The organism is Rhodobacter sp. TJ_12 (assembly GCF_020023995.1).
In the GTDB taxonomy this organism is placed as follows: Bacteria; Pseudomonadota; Alphaproteobacteria; order Rhodobacterales; family Rhodobacteraceae; genus Rhodobacter.
The window spans coordinates 14,329-29,717 of record NZ_NRRD01000007.1 but is presented as its reverse complement, the minus strand read 5'-3'; the positions used below and the strand labels follow the sequence as shown (position 1 = coordinate 29,717).

Sequence of the window (15,389 nt, the reverse complement as noted above, 5' to 3'; positions counted from 1 at the left end):
TAGTTTACTCCGCCGCCCAAGCCTCTACCGGGGGGCAGGTGCAGACCAGATTGCGGTCGCCATAGGCGTTATCCACCCGGCCCACGGGCGGCCAATATTTATCCACCCGGAACGAGCCGGGCGGGAAACAGCCCTGTTCACGCGAATAGGGACGATCCCAGTCGGCCACCAGATCCTCGACCGTGTGGGGCGCATGGCGCAATGGGCTGTCTTGCACCGCAATCCGACCATCGGCCACGTCGCGCACCTCTTCGCGGATCGCCTCCAGCGCGGTGATGAACCGGTCCAGCTCCGCCTTGGTTTCGCTTTCGGTGGGCTCCACCATCAGCGTGCCCGCCACCGGCCACGACATGGTGGGGGCGTGGAAGCCCGTATCCATCAGCCGCTTGGCAATGTCATCCACGGTCACGCCCACCTCGGCGAAGGGGCGGGTGTCCAAAATGCATTCATGCGCGACCCGGCCCCGGTTCCCCATGAACAAGATCGGGTAAGAATTGCGCAACCGCGCGGCGATGTAGTTGGCATTCAAGATCGCCACGCGTGTCGCCTGCGCCAGCCCTTCGCCGCCCATCATCAGGCAATAAGCCCAAGAAATCAGCAAGATCGAGGCCGACCCAAGCGGCGCAGCCGAGACAGCCCCTGGCTTGCCATCGGTTTCCGGATGGCCCGGCAAGAAGGGCGCCAGATGCGCCTTTACCCCGATCGGCCCCATGCCCGGACCACCGCCGCCATGCGGGATGGCAAAGGTCTTGTGCAGATTGAGGTGGCTGACGTCCGAGCCGCATTCGCCCGGCCGCACCAGCCCCACCAGCGCGTTCATATTGGCGCCGTCCAGATAGACTTGCCCGCCATGGTCATGAGTGATCTGGCAGATCGTTTTCACCGTTTCCTCAAACACCCCATGGGTCGAGGGATAGGTGATCATGCAGGCCGCCAGCTTATCGCCCGCCGCGGCGGCTTTTTCCGCGAAATCCTCTACATCCACATCGCCATTGGGGGCGGATTTCACCACCACGACTTTCATCCCCGCCATCGCCGCCGAGGCCGGGTTGGTGCCATGGGCCGACATCGGGATCAGGCAGATATCGCGTTGATCATCGCCATTGGCGCGATGGTAAGCGGCAATCGTCATCAACCCGGCATATTCGCCCTGCGCCCCCGAATTGGGCTGCATCGAAAAGGCATCGTAGCCGGTGATCTCGCATAGTTTCGCCGTCAGATCCTCGATCATCTCGGCATAGCCCGCCGCTTGATCGGCTGGCACAAAGGGATGGAGCGAGTTGAACCGATGCCAGGTGAGCGGCGCCATTTCGGCGGCGGCATTCAGCTTCATCGTGCAAGACCCCAAGGGGATCATCGCGCGATCAAGCGCCAGATCGCGGTCCGACAAGCGGCGCATGTAGCGCATCATCTCGCTTTCGGCGCGGTTCATATGAAAGACCGGATGGGTCAGATAGTCGGTTTGGCGCAGCATTTCCTCGGGAAAGCCCAGATGCGTGCCCGCGGGCGGCGGATCGTAAATCCCGAACGAGGCCAGAACCCGCTCGATCACCTCATCGGTCGTGGTTTCATCGACCGAAATGCCCACGCGCCCTTCGCCCACCTTGCGGAAGTTCAGCCCATGCTGGCGCGCCGCCGCCATGATCCCCATTTGCCCGACGCCCACGCGCACGGTGATCGTGTCGAAATAGGCCTGCGGGGCCACATCGGCCCCCGCATTGACCAGCGCATCATGCAACCGCACCGCATTGAAATGCACGCGTTCCGCAATCGCACGCAGACCCATCGGGCCATGGAAGACGGCGTAAAAACTGGCCATCACCGCCAAAAGCGCCTGCGCGGTGCAAACATTCGAGGTCGCCTTTTCGCGGCGGATATGTTGTTCGCGGGTTTGCAAGCTTAGCCGATAGGCCTTGTTGCCCCGCGCATCGACCGACACGCCGACAATCCGCCCCGGCATGGTGCGTTTGAGCTTGTCGGTGCAGGACATGAAAGCCGCATGCGGCCCGCCAAAGCCCATCGGCACGCCAAAGCGCTGCGCCGAGCCCACCGCGATATCGGCCCCCATCGCGCCGGGTTCTTTTAGCAAACACAGCGCCAAAAGATCGGTCGCCATCACCGCGATGCCGCCCGCCGCATGCAACATGGCGATGTAATCGGTGAAATCGCGCACATGGCCATAGGTGCCCGGATATTGGAAGATCGCACCGAACACGTCATCGGGGACCATCTGATCGGGGTGATCCTTGATAATGGTGATGCCAAAGGGCGCGGCGCGGGTCTCCAAAACCGCAATCGTTTGCGGATGCAGGTGGTGATCGACAAAGAAGGCCTGCGCTTTGGATTTGGAGGCGCGATGCGCCATCATCATCGCTTCGGCGGCGGCGGTGGATTCGTCAAGCAGGCTGGCATTGGCCACCGGCAGGCCGGTCAGATCCGCCACCATGGTCTGAAAGTTCAAAAGCGCTTCCAGTCGCCCTTGCGCGATCTCGGGCTGATAAGGCGTGTAGGCGGTATACCACGCCGGATTTTCCAAGATATTGCGCTGAATGACCGGCGGCGTGGCCGTGCCATAATAGCCCTGCCCGATGAGCGAGGTCATCACGGCGTTCTTCTTTTGCACTTCACGCAGCTTGTTGTGCAGCGCGTGTTCGGTCATCGGCGCCCAGCTCAGCGGCGTCGATTGCCGGATCGCGCGCGGCACTGTTTCATCGATCAGCGCCTCAAGCGAGGGCACCCCCACCACCTTGAGCATCTCTTCCATTTCGGCCGGACTGGGCCCGATGTGGCGGCGGTTGGCGAAATCGTAGGTGTTATAGTCGGTGGGGGTAAAGGTCATGATGTTATCCGATAAAGTCCGTGTAAGCGGCTTCATCCATGAAGCCTTCAAGCGCGGCGGCCTCGGTGGGCTTGATTTTGAAGAACCAAGTGCCCAGCGCATCTTCATTCACCGCGCCGGGGCTGTCGGGCAGGTCTTCGTTTACCGCCACGATTTCACCGGCAAGCGGGGCCAGAATGTCCGAGGCGGCCTTGACGGATTCGATCACGCAGACCTCTTCGCCTTTTTCGACCGTGCGGCCCACTTCGGGCAATTCGATGAACACCACATCGCCAAGCTGTTCCGAGGCATGTTCGGTGATGCCGACGGTGACCAGATCCCCTTCGGGGCGCAGCCATTCGTGGTCTTCGGTGTAACGGATCGTCATGGAATGCTCCTCAGCGTTTGTAGCGTGTGGGGTGGAAAGGCAGCGGCACGATCCGCGCGGGCAAGCGTTTGCCGCGAATCTCGCCGTAAACCGTGGTGCCGTCGGGCAGGTCGGCGGGCAGGTAGGCCATCGCCATCGGCCCTTCGATCGAGGGGCCAAAGCCGCCCGAGGTGACCGTGCCGATGGGCGCGCCGCCCTCGGCCTTCGCAAAAATTTCTACGCCCTCGCGCATCGGCGCGCGGCCTTCGGGGCGCAGGCCCATACGTTTGCGCGCCGGTCCTTCGGCCAATTCGCGCAAGATACGCTCTGCCCCGGGGAAGCCGCCTGCACGCGCTCCGCCTTCGCGGCGCGCTTTCTGGATCGCCCAAGTCAGCCCCGCCTCGACCGGCGAGGTGGCGGTGTCGATATCATGGCCATAAAGGCACAGCCCCGCCTCCAGCCGCAGGCTGTCACGCGCGCCAAGGCCAATCGGGGCCACGGCCTCTTGCGCCAGCAGCGCGCGGGCAAAATCTGCAATCACCGGATCGGGCACGGAAATTTCATAGCCATCTTCGCCCGTATAGCCCGAGCGCGAGACCCAAAGATCTTGGTCTTTCCAAAGGAACGTGGCGCTGTCCATGAACCGCATCGCGGCGGCACCGGGCAAAAGCTGATCGAGCGCGGCTTCCGCTGCCGGCCCTTGCAGCGCCAAAAGCCCACGCCCCTCGACCACGGTCACATCGGCGATATGGGCTTTCAGATGGGCAATATCGGCCTCGGCACAGGCGGCATTCACGACCAAAAACAGATGATCACCGCGATTGGTGACCATCAAATCATCCAAAATCCCGCCCTGATCGTTGGTGAACATCGCATAGCGCTGCCGGTTGAGCCCAAGCCCGGCAATATCGACCGGCACCAAAGCCTCAAGCGCGGCGACGGCGCTGATCGGCAAAATCACCTGCCCCATATGGCTGACATCGAACAGCCCCGCCTCCGCGCGGGTATGAAGATGCTCTTTCAGCACCCCCATCGGATATTGCACGGGCATGTCCCAGCCCGCGAAAGGGACCATTTTGCCCCCCAATTCCACATGCAGATCGTAAAGCGGCGTGCGCCGCAGCCCAGTATCCCCGGCCATATCATCCCCTTCAGCCGGTTCCCCGGCACCGATTCCCCGGGCTGCCGCCCGCTCGATGCCCCCCCTGTCCGTGCCCATGACGGGCGCCTGAGATCATTATCCCTTCGGCGGGCACACCCAAGGCGCGCCTCTCTCCAGAGTTTTTGTCAGAGCGGTCCTTTTGCCTGAGAGTTTACCGGGGCGGTTGCTCCTTCGGCCCTGACCTTACGGCCAGCGTCTCCCGTTCCTGACACCCCCCGCATAGCCGAGGCATCGCAACCATGGCAAGAAAGAAAATCAAATCCGACGCTTTGCAGATAAAAACGACGAAAATCGGGTCGCAATTGCACAAAAAAGAACAGGGCCGACGCCGTCGGCCCTGATTCGCATAGATGTCTGGAAAAGATAAAAGGCTTAGCCCTTGGCGCGCACTTTTTGCAAAAGCGGCATCAGATCGGCCATTTCGGGGCCATGCCCCTGCCCGGTCAGCGCCTTGCGCAGCGGCATGAACAGCCCTTTGCCCTTCCGCCCGGTTTCCGCCTTCACCTTCGCGGTCCATTCGCTCCATGTCGTCGCGGTAAAGGGCGGCTCGGGCAAAAGCGCCATCGCGGCGGCGACAAACTCGGCGTCTTCAGGGTCGATCACCGGCTCTGCCCCCTCCAGCACCAGGTCCGCCCAATGCTTGAGGTCCGACAGCTTGTCGATGTTTTGCGATGCCACAGCCCAGAATTGTTCTGCCATTGCATCGGGCACGCCCAGCGCGCGAATGTCCTCGGCCACCGCCGCATAGGGCAGTTGGTGATTGCGCGCACGGGTCAGCGGGATCAGGTCATCCGGGTCGAATTTGGTCGGCGCCGATCCGAATTGCGACAGGTCGAACCCTTCGGCAATTTCATCAAGGCTCAGCTTCAGCTCCACCGGCTGGCTTGAGCCAAGCCGCGCCATCAGGCTGAGCAGCGCCTCGGGCGCGATGCCGTTTTCCCGCAAATCGCGGATCGACAGCGTTCCAAGGCGTTTGGACAATTCCTCGCCCTTGGCCCCGGTCAGCAGGCTGTGGTGGGCGAAGGCCGGGGGCGTGCCGCCCATCGCCTCGATGATCTGGATTTGCGTCGCGGTGTTGGTGACGTGGTCGCCGCCGCGCACGATATGGGTCACGCCCATTTCCATGTCATCGACCGAAGAGGCAAAGGTATAAAGCACCTGCCCGCCCGCCTTGATCAGCACCGGGTCAGAGACCGAGGCCGCATCAATCGAAATGTCGCCGATGATGCCATCGGTCCATTCGATCCGGGTCAGATCAAGCATGAAACGCCAATAGCCTTCGCGGCCCTCGGCGCGCAGCTTGGCCTTTTCCTCGTCGGTCAGCTTCAGCGCCGCGCGGTCGTAAACCGGCGGGCGATGCATGTTCAAAAGCTTTTTACGCTTCAGGTCCAGCTCGGTCGGGCTTTCAAAGCATTCGTAAAGCTTGCCATCCGCGCGCAATTTGTCCGCTGCTGCTTCATACCGGTCAAGCCGCAAAGATTGCCGCTCTTCGCGGTCCCAGGTCAGGCCCAGCCATTCCAGATCGGCCTTGAGCGCATCGACATATTCCTGCTTCGAGCGTTCTTGGTCTGTATCATCGATGCGCAAGATGAAAGTGCCGCCGTTTTTGCGGGCAACAAGATAGTTCATCAGCGCGGTGCGCAGGTTGCCGACATGGATATAGCCGGTCGGCGAGGGGGCAAAGCGGGTCACAACGGTCATGGCGGTCTCCTGTTGCCTGTTCCTCTTTCACAGGCGGGCCGTTTTGTCCATATCAGGCAGGGGGCGGTATCGGGCCGCGTCCAGCAAGGAGCCATTCATATGCGCCGTTGGGAAGATTGCGAAGCCCCAAGCCTAGAAGAGATCGAAGCGATGGCCGAAGCCGCGCGCGCCGCGCTGCCCGAGGCGTTCCGTGCGGCAGCCGCGCAGGTGGTGCTGCGGGTCGAGGATATAGCGCCCGACGCGCTGTTGGACGAGCTTGAGATCGAAGACCCCTATGAGCTGACCGGGCTTTATGAAGGCGTGCCGATGACCGAGAAATCGATCTCGGACCCGACCGGGCCGGATGTGATCTGGCTGTTTCGCCGCGCGATCTTGGATGAATGGATCGCGCGTGCAGATGTGGCGCTGGATGCTTTGGTGGCGCATGTTTTCGTGCATGAGATGGCGCATCATTTCGGCTGGTCGGATGGCGATATCGCCAGCATCGACCGGTGGTGGGAATAACGGCTGCGCGAGATCGTCTGGACCGGGGACCGACCTCGCCTATCTGGTGGCGCCCAGACAGGAGGCCCCGATGACGAAACTTACCCGCCGCGCCACGCTGATGGCCGCCGCCACCGGGCTGGCCACGCCCGCATTTCTTGCCCCCGCCACGGCACAAACCGCGCCCGCTGAAACGCCCCCCGATCGTGCGCCCTATCGGCGGCTGAAACTGGGCGATTTCACCCTGACAACGCTTTTGGCAGGCACCCGGCCCATGGCCGATCCGCAAACGATCTTTGGGCTCAATGCCACGCCCGAGGACTTTGCCGCGCTGTCGGCTGCGGCGTTTATACCCGCCGATGCCTCGCTTAACGGGTTCACGCCGACACTGGTCGAAACCGGGTCCGAAGTGGTGCTGTTTGATACCGGGCTGTCGCCCGAGGGGATCACGACAGCCCTGACCGCTGCGGGCGTTGCGCCCGAGGCGGTGACTTTGGTGGTGCTGACCCATATGCATGGCGATCATATCGGCGGGCTCAGTGATGGCGCCACGCCCACCTTCCCCAATGCGCGCTATGCCACCGGCAAGGTGGAATATGATTTCTGGGCCGGCGCGGGCAATGCGGGCTTTGACGCCAAAGTGCGCCCGCTGGCCGATCAGACGACCTTTCTCAACGATGGCGACAGCCCCGCTGACGGGATGACCGCGATCCTCGCGCCCGGGCACACGCCCGGCCATATGGCGTTTCGCATCGACAGCGCCGGGGAAAGCCTGATCCTAACCGCCGACACCGCGAACCATTATGTCTGGTCGCTCGAACGTCCCGATTGGGACGTGAAATACGATATGGACAAGGCGCAGGCCGCCGCCACGCGCCGCGCGCTTTTTGGGATGATCGCCGCCGAACGGCTGCCTTTCATCGGCTATCACATGCCGTTTCCGGGCGTGGGCTTTTTGGAGCCAAAGGGCGACGGGTTCCGCTTCGTGCCCGCAACTTATCAATTCGATCTCTAATCTGTAAAAACGCCAAACCCCGGCACACAGGCCGCAACCTGTGCGCCGGGGCGGGCGCGTCCCCGGAGAGAGACCTCGGTCGGGGCGCCGTTTCGATGCACCCCGTATCTTTTGCGGCTTTGCGCGGCCTGCGCCGCGCTGCGCCATCACGCGGCGTCGTTGATATCCATGCGCACCAGCGTCTGGTTGAGCAAGATATAGGCGATCTCGCCAAAGGTGACCGGGCCGGTAAAGCCACCGGTGCGTTGGCCTTCAAGCTCGCCATAAAGGTAGTTCAGGATGCAGTTGCACGAATATTGATCCGCGCCACCATCGCTCGCGCCTTGGGCAAAGGCCTGCGCATAGGACCCCAGCGCATTCGCCATGCGATATTCGACACCGGCCACGACCGGGGCGTAGAATTTCACCTCGCCAGTTTCGGTATCGACCGATTGGATCGAGACATTGACCAGCGCCCCGGCGTAGTTCGCCACCAGCGGCAGACGGGTGTCGATCTTGTTGTCGGTGATGTAATCGGCCAGTTTCACCTGCGCGCCATTGACCGTCGCGGTCTTGGCCGAGAAGCCGCCCTCTTCAAAGACAAAGCGCAGCTTCTCATCATCGCCTTGGGCAAAGATGTTGAGGATATCGAGATCGATCTGCACGCCTTCGGGCAGCGCGATGTGCAACAAGGCCGCCCCTTCATCATGCGCGACACCGGTGGCGCCGTCGAACACCTTGGGGGCTTTCTTGCCGATGTCATCAAGATGCACACCGGTGATCCAGCCCGCGAGTGGCTGGTCGAACAGCCCCGGATACGTCTGGCCATCCACGGCAAATTGCGAATGCGCCACCGAGAAGGCCGGGATCATGATCATTGTCACGCCGCCGGTCTTGTAGCCTTCGGCAATCGTCGGCAGACCCGCCACATCCACATGGCGCGGCGTGGCGCCGGTCGCTTTGGCAAAGGTGGTGCAAAACAGCTTGTCGCGCACCACAGCGCCGCCGGTTTCGGTGACGAAATAGACGGTCGTGCCGCCGATCCAAGCGCCTTTGGGCAGTTGGGCCAGCAGTGTTTCATCGCCCGCGATCACCATCACATCGCCCGCCTCGATCCGGGCCGAAGCCTCGGTGACGGTCAGCATTTCATTTTTCATGCGTGTTCTCCGGTCAGAATTTCGCCAGATCGCCCATGGCGAAGCTGTTCTTGGCGACAAAATCCCGCAACTCGCCCATTTTGGCCGAAAGAGTGGCGGGCGCTTCTGACACTTCGCGCCGCAGCCGCGAAATCAGAATACGCGTGGCCAGCGACGCCGAGGAAAGGTCGGAGTCACTGGTCAAGACCCGCTTCCAGCGCGGGTCGTTCAAATCGGGAATCATAGGCACTCCTCCTTAGAATTCGTCCAAGAATAAAGCGGCAATTTATTAAATTCCGGTTTCTCGTCGCCAAGCAGGTTTCCGGCCTTCCCCAACCGCGGTGAAACTGTATGTTAGCGCCATAGAACCCCAGTGGGCCGTGGCCCGGGAAGGCTCTGCATGACTGCAATATTGACTGTCACCCTCAATCCCACCGTCGATCTGTCGATCTTTGCCGATCAGGTCGCGCCGGAGCGTAAGCTGCGCTGTTCGCGCCCCGATACCGATCCGGGCGGCGGCGGGCTCAATGTCAGCCGGGCGATTTCTGCGTTGGGTGGGCATTCGACCGCCTTCGTCGCGCTGGGCGGGCCCACGGGCGACAAGGTCATGCATCTTTTGGCCGAACAGGGCATCGGTCTGGCCCCGTTCCCGGCCCCCGGCGAGACGCGCCAAAGCCTGACGGTGACCGATGCAGAAACCGGCGAGCAATACCGCTTCGTGATGCCGGGGCCGAAATGGAGCACGCGCGATGTGACCAAAGTGCTGGACCGGATCGGCAAGGCCGCACCGGAAAACGGCATCGTGGTGCTGTCGGGTAGCCAACCGCCCGGCGTGCCCGATGATTTTCCCGCGCGTCTGGCCACCCGGATCGCACGCACCGAGGCGCGGTTCTTTTTAGACACCTCTGGCAAGGCGCTGCACCGGCTTTTGGAAGCGCAGGCGAAACCCGTCGATGTGCTGCGGATGGACGATCTAGAGGCCGAGGAATTGGCAGGCCGTGCCCTGCCCGCCCGCGCCGATAGCGCCGATTTCGCGCAAGAACTGGTGCACAAGGGGATCGCGCGGGCCGTCGTGGTGGCGCGCGGGGCCGATGGCAATGTGCTGGCCACCGGGACAGAACGTTGGGTCGCGCAAGCGGTGCCTGAAAAGGTGATCTCCAAGGTCGGCGCAGGCGACAGTTTCGTGGCGGCCTTCACGCTCAGCCTTGGGCGCGGAAAAAGCCTGCCGGATGCGTTGCGCTGGGGCGCTGCCGCCGCAGCTGCTGCGGTGATGACCCCCGCCACCGATCTGTGCACCGAACGCGATGTGAAACGTCTTTTGCGGGCTTCGACGCTCGAACGCATCTAACATTGGCGGGGGGCACGCCCCCCTGCCCTAGCGGGTATCGCGCCAGCGGTTGACCATCGGATAGCGCCGATCCAGCCAAAAGGCGCGCGTGGTCAGTCGCGGCCCCGGCGCGGATTGGAAGCGCTTCCATTCCGAGATGTAAAGCAGATGCTCGATCCGTTTGACCGTGTCACGGTCATGGCCCGCAGCCACAATATCCGCGACCGATTGATCGCCTTCGACCAGCCGTTCAAGGATGTCATCCAGCACCGGATAGGGCGGCAGGCTATCTTCATCCTTTTGGTTGTCGCGCAATTCCGCCGAGGGGGGCTTGTCAATGATCGAGACCGGCACCGCCACGCCCGCGGGCCCTTTCATCCAAGGCCGATGATTGGCATTTCGCCAGCGGCAGGTTTCAAAGACGCGCGTTTTATACAGGTCTTTGATCGGGTTGTAGCCCCCCGCCATATCGCCATAAATCGTGCAATAGCCCACCGCGACCTCGGATTTATTGCCGGTCGTCAGCAGCATGCCGCCAAATTTGTTCGAAATCGCCATCAACATCACGCCGCGCAGGCGTGATTGGATGTTTTCCTCGGTCACATCGGGCGTGGTGCCCGCCAGCACATGGGCCAGCGCCCCTTCGACCGCGTGGCGACTGTCTTCGATGGACACCGTATCAAGCTTGCAACCCAACCCCGTCGCGGCGGCGGCGGCGTCGTCCAGCGAGGCTTGAGAGGTGTAGCGCGAGGGCAGCATCACGCAATGCACGTTTTCAGGCCCCAGCGCATCGGCCGCAATCGCCGCCACCAGCGCGGAATCGACCCCGCCCGACAGGCCGAGCACCGCCTTTTTGAACCCCGATTTGCCAAGATAATCTGTCAGGCCAAGCACCATGGCGCGGTAATCTTGTTCCAGATCGTCGGGCTGCGCGGTGATCGGGCCGGGGCATGGGGTCCAGCCCAGCGCGCCTTTTTCAAAATCGATATGCGCCAGCGCCTCTTCAAAGGCGGGCAGTTGCGCCACCACCTGCCCTGCGCGGTCCAAAACGAAGCTGGCGCCATCGAAAAGCTGATCGTCCTGCCCGCCCACCATGTTCAGATAGACGAGCGGCAAGCCGGTTTCCGCGACCCGCGCGCGCGTCACATCCAGCCGCAGGTCAAGCTTACGACGACGATAGGGGGAGCCATTGGGCACCAAAAGCATCTCCGCACCGGCCTTGGCCAGCGCAGCGGCAACATCGCCATGCCACGCATCTTCGCAAACCGGCAGACCCAGCCGCACCGCCCCCAGATCAACCGGCGCCCCCAAGGGCCCCGAATCAAACAGGCGCATTTCGTCAAAGACGTCGTCATGCGGCAAATGATGCTTCAGCGCGCGGGCAAAGACCTTGCCGTCTTTCAGCAGCCAATAGGCGTTATAACTGCCGGTCGCGTCACACCACGGCCCGCCGATACCCAGCGCAGGCCCGTCGGTAATGCGTGTGGCCAACGCCGCCATTGCCGCCATCGCATCGTGCAAAAAGGCGGGTTTCAGCACCAGATCCTGCGTTTGATAGCCCGTGAGGAACATCTCTGGCAGCATCACCAGATCGGCCCCCGCCGCGCGGCCTGCCTCCCAAGCGGCAAAGGCATTCTCGGCATTGGCGGCCAGCGCCCCCACGGTGGCGTTCATCTGGGCAAGGGTCAGGCGGAAGCGGTCGGTCATGGGCATCCCGGGTTGGTTTGTCTTCATGTAGCCGCCCCGCGCGGCAGAGGAAAGCCTTGCCAGCCCGATCACCCCCGCCTAGGCGCGCTTGTTTCCGATCCGCCCGCGCACTAGGCTTCACGCCAAGCAATCGAGTCAGGGAACCACCATGAAACAGGCAGGTCGTTTCGGGCTGGCACTGGCCATGGCGCTGGCCGTGGCGCCAGCCCATGCACAAGAGGTCATCACCAAGCAATATGATGATGGCGGCATCTACGAGGGCACGTTCCGCGATGGCAAGCAGGACGGATTCGGGAAATACCGCCTCCCCTCGGGCTATGAATACGAGGGCGAATGGCGCATGGGCGAGATTGCCGGTCAAGGCCGGGCCCGCTTTCCCGATGGGTCGATCTACGAAGGCCAGTTTGCGCGCGGCAAACCCGATGGCCAAGGCAAGATCACTTTTGCCGATGGTGGCACCTATGAAGGCGATTGGGTCGCGGGCGCGATCACCGGCACGGGCGTTGCGCATTACGCCAATGGCACCACCTATACCGGCCAGTTCGTCAACGCGCTTCATGATGGGCAAGGCGTGCTGACCGGGCCGGATGGCTATCGCTATGAAGGCAGTTGGGTGCAGGGGGTGAAGTCCGGCACCGGGCAGATCACCTACCCCGACGGCGCCGAATATGTGGGCGAGATGGCCGCCGGCCAGCGCCATGGCAGGGGCAAACTGACGCTCGCCAATGGCGTGATTTATGAAGGCGACTGGGTCGCGGGCCGGATGGAGGGGCAAGGCGTCCTGATCCAACCCAATGGCGACCGCTATGAAGGCGGCATGTTGGCGGGGCAACGCTCGGGCGCGGGCAAGGTCGCCTATGCCAATGGCGACAGCTACACCGGCAATTTCGCGCTCGATAAACCCAATGGGCAGGGCACGTTTCGCGGGGCCGATGGCTATGTGTACACCGGCGAATGGGTCGAGGGCCGGATCGAAGGCATGGGGCGGGCCGAATTTCCCGACGGCTCTATCTACGAGGGCGCGTTCAAGAACGATATGCCCGAAGGCAAAGGCCGGATCGCCTATCCCGACGGCGCCACCTATGAAGGGGACTGGGTTGGCGGCGTGATCGAAGGGCGCGGGCTGGCGCGCTACGCCAATGGGCTGGTCTATGAGGGCGATTTTCTGGCCGCGCGCCAACATGGCCAAGGCAAGATGACCTATCCCGACGGCTACACCTATGAAGGGGACTGGGCCGATGGTCAGCGCCAAGGCGAAGGCACGGCGATCCACCCCGATGGCACCATCTATACCGGCGAGTTTGTGGCCGGCCAGCGCGAAGGCTATGGCAAATTGGTGATGCCCGATGGCTTCACCTACGAGGGCGCATGGGTCAACGGCGAAATCGACGGGCCGGGCAAGGCGACCTATGCCAATGGCGATGTCTATGAAGGCATGTTTGTGCGGGGCCGCCGTCAGGGCAAGGGCGTGATGCGCTATGCCTCGGGCGTGGTCGAGGGGGGCATCTGGGAAGAAGACCAGCTCGCCGAACCCGCCAAGCCGCTGCCGCCCGGCCCAGATGACACTACCGTGACAGAACCCCCTGACGACAAGTGATTAATTTCGCGCCACCGCGCTGCGGCACCCCGCCGCGGTGGCGGCTGACGGCAGTTTTGGACGTTTCTAAGAACTCGCCTTGACCCGGTTTTCGCGCGCCCTACAAAATAAGGCGCTTCGCCGCATTTTTGCCATGGGCTGGCCACGGAAACTTACCGCAAAGGCCAACTCCCGGTTGTGGGTGACCAAGTGTTAAGGAACTAGCAGTAGAGTAAGGGGTGAGGTAGGTAACGATAGACGCCAAAGGAATCGGTTAACGGAATCGGTCGCTTGGCTCTGTCGCTCACCCCACGGGATTAGGTTCGGTGGTAAATTGAGTAGGCAGCACGAAGAAGAGATCGCCATGGACTACCGCAAGGAAGTCGATCGGCTATTAGATCTGGAATACGGGCGCAAGATCGATGCGGCGTTCCGGTTCGGGTTGATCATTCTCGGCGGCGTCTCGCTCACACTCTACACCGGCTCTCCAATGTCACTCTATTGGATGGCGGGGCTTCTGGTCCTGCACCTGATACATTTCGGTTACATGCGCACCCGTGGCGACAGCTGTTCGCGGCGTGAAGTGATCATCAGCGGCGCCACCTTCTGGGCACTTGTGGCGGGGTTCATCTGGCTGCCAGCCTGGATGATCGTGCAAGAAGATCCGGCGCTGCGGATCGGCGGGGCGGCGGGGATCGGCGCGATCTTGGTCTTCTTGATCCACCGGGCCGACCGGGTGCTGACAATCCTGTTGGGCGAAATCGGTGTCATCGGTGCGGCCATCGCCTGGATTCTATATGAAACTCTGCTCAAGATCGACTCGCTGAGCGCGCAGATCGGCGTGGCCGTGACCGGGGGCGGGCTTTGGGTCTATTTTGCGGTGACGATGTTCACCAACCGGCGCATCCGGGTTGAGGCGGAACGCGCCGCACAACGCTCTGTGCAGGCGCAAAAGATGGAAGCCATCGGCCAGTTGGCAGGCGGCGTCGCCCATGATTTCAACAATATCCTGACCGCGGTGATCGGCAACCTTGACCTTTACGAGGGCCTCGAAACCGAGGCCGAGCGGCAAGCCGCGGTAACCGAGGCGCGCATGGCGGCAGCGCGAGCCGCCGATCTTGTGCAACAGCTTTTGGCCTATGCCCGCCGCTCGCCTATGCAGGTGGCGCGGCGCGACGTGGGGGCATTGCTGGAACAGCTTGAACTGCTGACCCGGCGGCTTTTGCCCGCGCGCATCACCCAAACCTTTGAAGCGCCGCGTGATCCGCTTTGGGTGGCGCTGGATGAAAGCCAGTTCATCACCGCGCTGGTCAACCTTGTGGTGAACGCCCGCGATGCGATGCCCGAAGGCGGCGCGCTGACGGTGACGGCGCGCCCGGTGCATCTGTTTACCGAAGATCCGCAAGCCGATGGCACGGTGCTGGCGGCAGGCGATTATGCCGAGGTTACGGTAGCCGATACCGGCACTGGCATCCCGCCCGAAATTTTGCGCCGCGTGACCGAACCGTTTTTCACCACCAAAGGGGTGGGGCAAGGCTCCGGTCTGGGGCTCAGCATGGTCGAGGGGTTCGTGCGCCAATCGGGTGGCACCTTGTCGATCAATTCGTCTGACGAAGGCACCTCGATGCATTTGCTGCTGCCGATTGCCGCAGCCAATGGGGCACTTGACGATACCGCTGCCGAGATGAACGCCAATGTGCCGCCCTCGGCCTCGGTGCCCTCAATCTCTCTGCCCGGTGCGCGCCCGGCCACCAAGACCGCCCCTGCGGCCTCGGCTGGCGCCACGGTCGAGCCCGAGCCCGTCGAGCGGCGCCCGCAAGACCTGTTTCCGGGGCTGCGCTATTCCGCCTGAGCCGGTTTTTGGGGGTTTTCATTTGCCCCCACCCCCGGCATAGTTGCGCCATGACACGGATGCCGATCAGCTTGGCTTGCACGACCGGGGCGGTTACGCCCCTTTTTCCCGTGTCCGGTCTGCTTCTTCTGAGCCTGCTCTGAGCGTGCCCTTGGGCGCGACCGCTCAGAGAGTGCCAGCGCCCACCCCCGAATAACAGGCGAGACGCTGGCATTCGGGACCAAGCAAGGCTAAGACACAGCAAATCCGACAGACCGAGACCCAGA

At 62.6% G+C, this 15,389-nt stretch carries 12 protein-coding genes and 1 riboswitch; of the genes, 5 read left to right on the top strand and 7 right to left on the bottom strand.

Features of this window, described 5'->3' with window-relative positions:
- Positions 1-4 precede the first annotated feature (4 nt).
- The 4 genes from gcvP to gltX form a co-directional block, all read right to left on the bottom strand.
- A complete protein-coding gene (gene gcvP / locus CKO11_RS07570) occupies positions 5-2,839 on the bottom strand; it encodes an aminomethyl-transferring glycine dehydrogenase (protein WP_223635670.1) in 2,835 nt (944 codons plus the stop codon).
- 4 nt (positions 2,840-2,843) lie between these two features.
- Positions 2,844-3,200 (bottom strand): glycine cleavage system protein GcvH, encoded by a 357-nt coding sequence (gene gcvH / locus CKO11_RS07565; RefSeq protein WP_223635997.1) that lies wholly within the window; start codon positions 3,198-3,200, stop codon positions 2,844-2,846.
- A 16-nt stretch (positions 3,201-3,216) separates the two neighbouring features.
- A complete protein-coding gene (gene gcvT / locus CKO11_RS07560; protein WP_223635667.1) occupies positions 3,217-4,326 on the bottom strand; it encodes a glycine cleavage system aminomethyltransferase GcvT in 1,110 nt (369 codons plus the stop codon).
- A gap of 142 nt (positions 4,327-4,468) precedes the next feature.
- Positions 4,469-4,559, bottom strand: a riboswitch (glycine riboswitch).
- A 160-nt stretch (positions 4,560-4,719) separates the two neighbouring features.
- Entirely contained in the window at positions 4,720-6,048 is a 1,329-nt protein-coding gene (gltX, locus tag CKO11_RS07555; RefSeq protein ID WP_223635664.1) for a glutamate--tRNA ligase, read from the bottom strand.
- A gap of 99 nt (positions 6,049-6,147) precedes the next feature.
- Here gltX and CKO11_RS07550 point away from each other — a divergent pair, with 99 nt between their 5' ends.
- Positions 6,148-6,552, top strand: a complete 405-nt coding sequence (locus CKO11_RS07550; RefSeq protein ID WP_223635661.1) for a metallopeptidase family protein — start codon at positions 6,148-6,150, stop codon at positions 6,550-6,552.
- Positions 6,553-6,622: 70 nt separating this feature from the next.
- Positions 6,623-7,546 (top strand): MBL fold metallo-hydrolase, encoded by a 924-nt coding sequence (locus CKO11_RS07545; protein ID WP_223635658.1) that lies wholly within the window; start codon positions 6,623-6,625, stop codon positions 7,544-7,546.
- A 146-nt stretch (positions 7,547-7,692) separates the two neighbouring features.
- Here CKO11_RS07545 and CKO11_RS07540 read toward each other — a convergent pair whose 3' ends face one another.
- A complete protein-coding gene (locus CKO11_RS07540) occupies positions 7,693-8,682 on the bottom strand; it encodes a DUF6976 family protein (protein ID WP_223635655.1) in 990 nt (329 codons plus the stop codon).
- 13 nt (positions 8,683-8,695) lie between these two features.
- Positions 8,696-8,905 carry a hypothetical protein gene (locus CKO11_RS07535; protein ID WP_223635651.1) on the bottom strand — a complete coding sequence of 70 codons (210 nt, stop codon included), beginning with the start codon at positions 8,903-8,905 and terminating at the stop codon, positions 8,696-8,698.
- 156 nt (positions 8,906-9,061) lie between these two features.
- On the opposite strand from CKO11_RS07535, the gene CKO11_RS07530 reads away from it, so the two are divergent.
- A complete protein-coding gene (locus tag CKO11_RS07530) occupies positions 9,062-10,009 on the top strand; it encodes a 1-phosphofructokinase family hexose kinase (protein ID WP_223635648.1) in 948 nt (315 codons plus the stop codon).
- Between the two features lie 27 nt (positions 10,010-10,036).
- Here the strand turns inward: CKO11_RS07530 and CKO11_RS07525 are convergent, their stop codons facing one another.
- Positions 10,037-11,695 (bottom strand): NAD+ synthase, encoded by a 1,659-nt coding sequence (locus CKO11_RS07525; RefSeq protein ID WP_223635645.1) that lies wholly within the window; start codon positions 11,693-11,695, stop codon positions 10,037-10,039.
- A gap of 148 nt (positions 11,696-11,843) precedes the next feature.
- On the opposite strand from CKO11_RS07525, the gene CKO11_RS07520 reads away from it, so the two are divergent.
- A complete protein-coding gene (locus CKO11_RS07520; protein ID WP_223635642.1) occupies positions 11,844-13,292 on the top strand; it encodes an MORN repeat-containing protein in 1,449 nt (482 codons plus the stop codon).
- A gap of 343 nt (positions 13,293-13,635) precedes the next feature.
- A complete protein-coding gene (locus tag CKO11_RS07515) occupies positions 13,636-15,123 on the top strand; it encodes a sensor histidine kinase (RefSeq protein WP_223635639.1) in 1,488 nt (495 codons plus the stop codon).
- Positions 15,124-15,389: the final 266 nt, after the last annotated feature.

Coding starts and splice junctions, on each gene's coding strand:
- CKO11_RS07515 (WP_223635639.1), top strand. CDS start 13,636: ATGGACTACCGCAAGGAAGTCGATCGGCTATTAGATCTGGAATACGGG.
- CKO11_RS07535 (WP_223635651.1), bottom strand. CDS start 8,905: ATGATTCCCGATTTGAACGACCCGCGCTGGAAGCGGGTCTTGACCAGT.
- gcvT (WP_223635667.1), bottom strand. CDS start 4,326: ATGGCCGGGGATACTGGGCTGCGGCGCACGCCGCTTTACGATCTGCAT.
- CKO11_RS07530 (WP_223635648.1), top strand. CDS start 9,062: ATGACTGCAATATTGACTGTCACCCTCAATCCCACCGTCGATCTGTCG.
- gltX (WP_223635664.1), bottom strand. CDS start 6,048: ATGACCGTTGTGACCCGCTTTGCCCCCTCGCCGACCGGCTATATCCAT.
- CKO11_RS07520 (WP_223635642.1), top strand. CDS start 11,844: ATGAAACAGGCAGGTCGTTTCGGGCTGGCACTGGCCATGGCGCTGGCC.
- CKO11_RS07525 (WP_223635645.1), bottom strand. CDS start 11,695: ATGACCGACCGCTTCCGCCTGACCCTTGCCCAGATGAACGCCACCGTG.
- CKO11_RS07550 (WP_223635661.1), top strand. CDS start 6,148: ATGCGCCGTTGGGAAGATTGCGAAGCCCCAAGCCTAGAAGAGATCGAA.
- gcvP (WP_223635670.1), bottom strand. CDS start 2,839: ATGACCTTTACCCCCACCGACTATAACACCTACGATTTCGCCAACCGC.
- CKO11_RS07540 (WP_223635655.1), bottom strand. CDS start 8,682: ATGAAAAATGAAATGCTGACCGTCACCGAGGCTTCGGCCCGGATCGAG.
- CKO11_RS07545 (WP_223635658.1), top strand. CDS start 6,623: ATGACGAAACTTACCCGCCGCGCCACGCTGATGGCCGCCGCCACCGGG.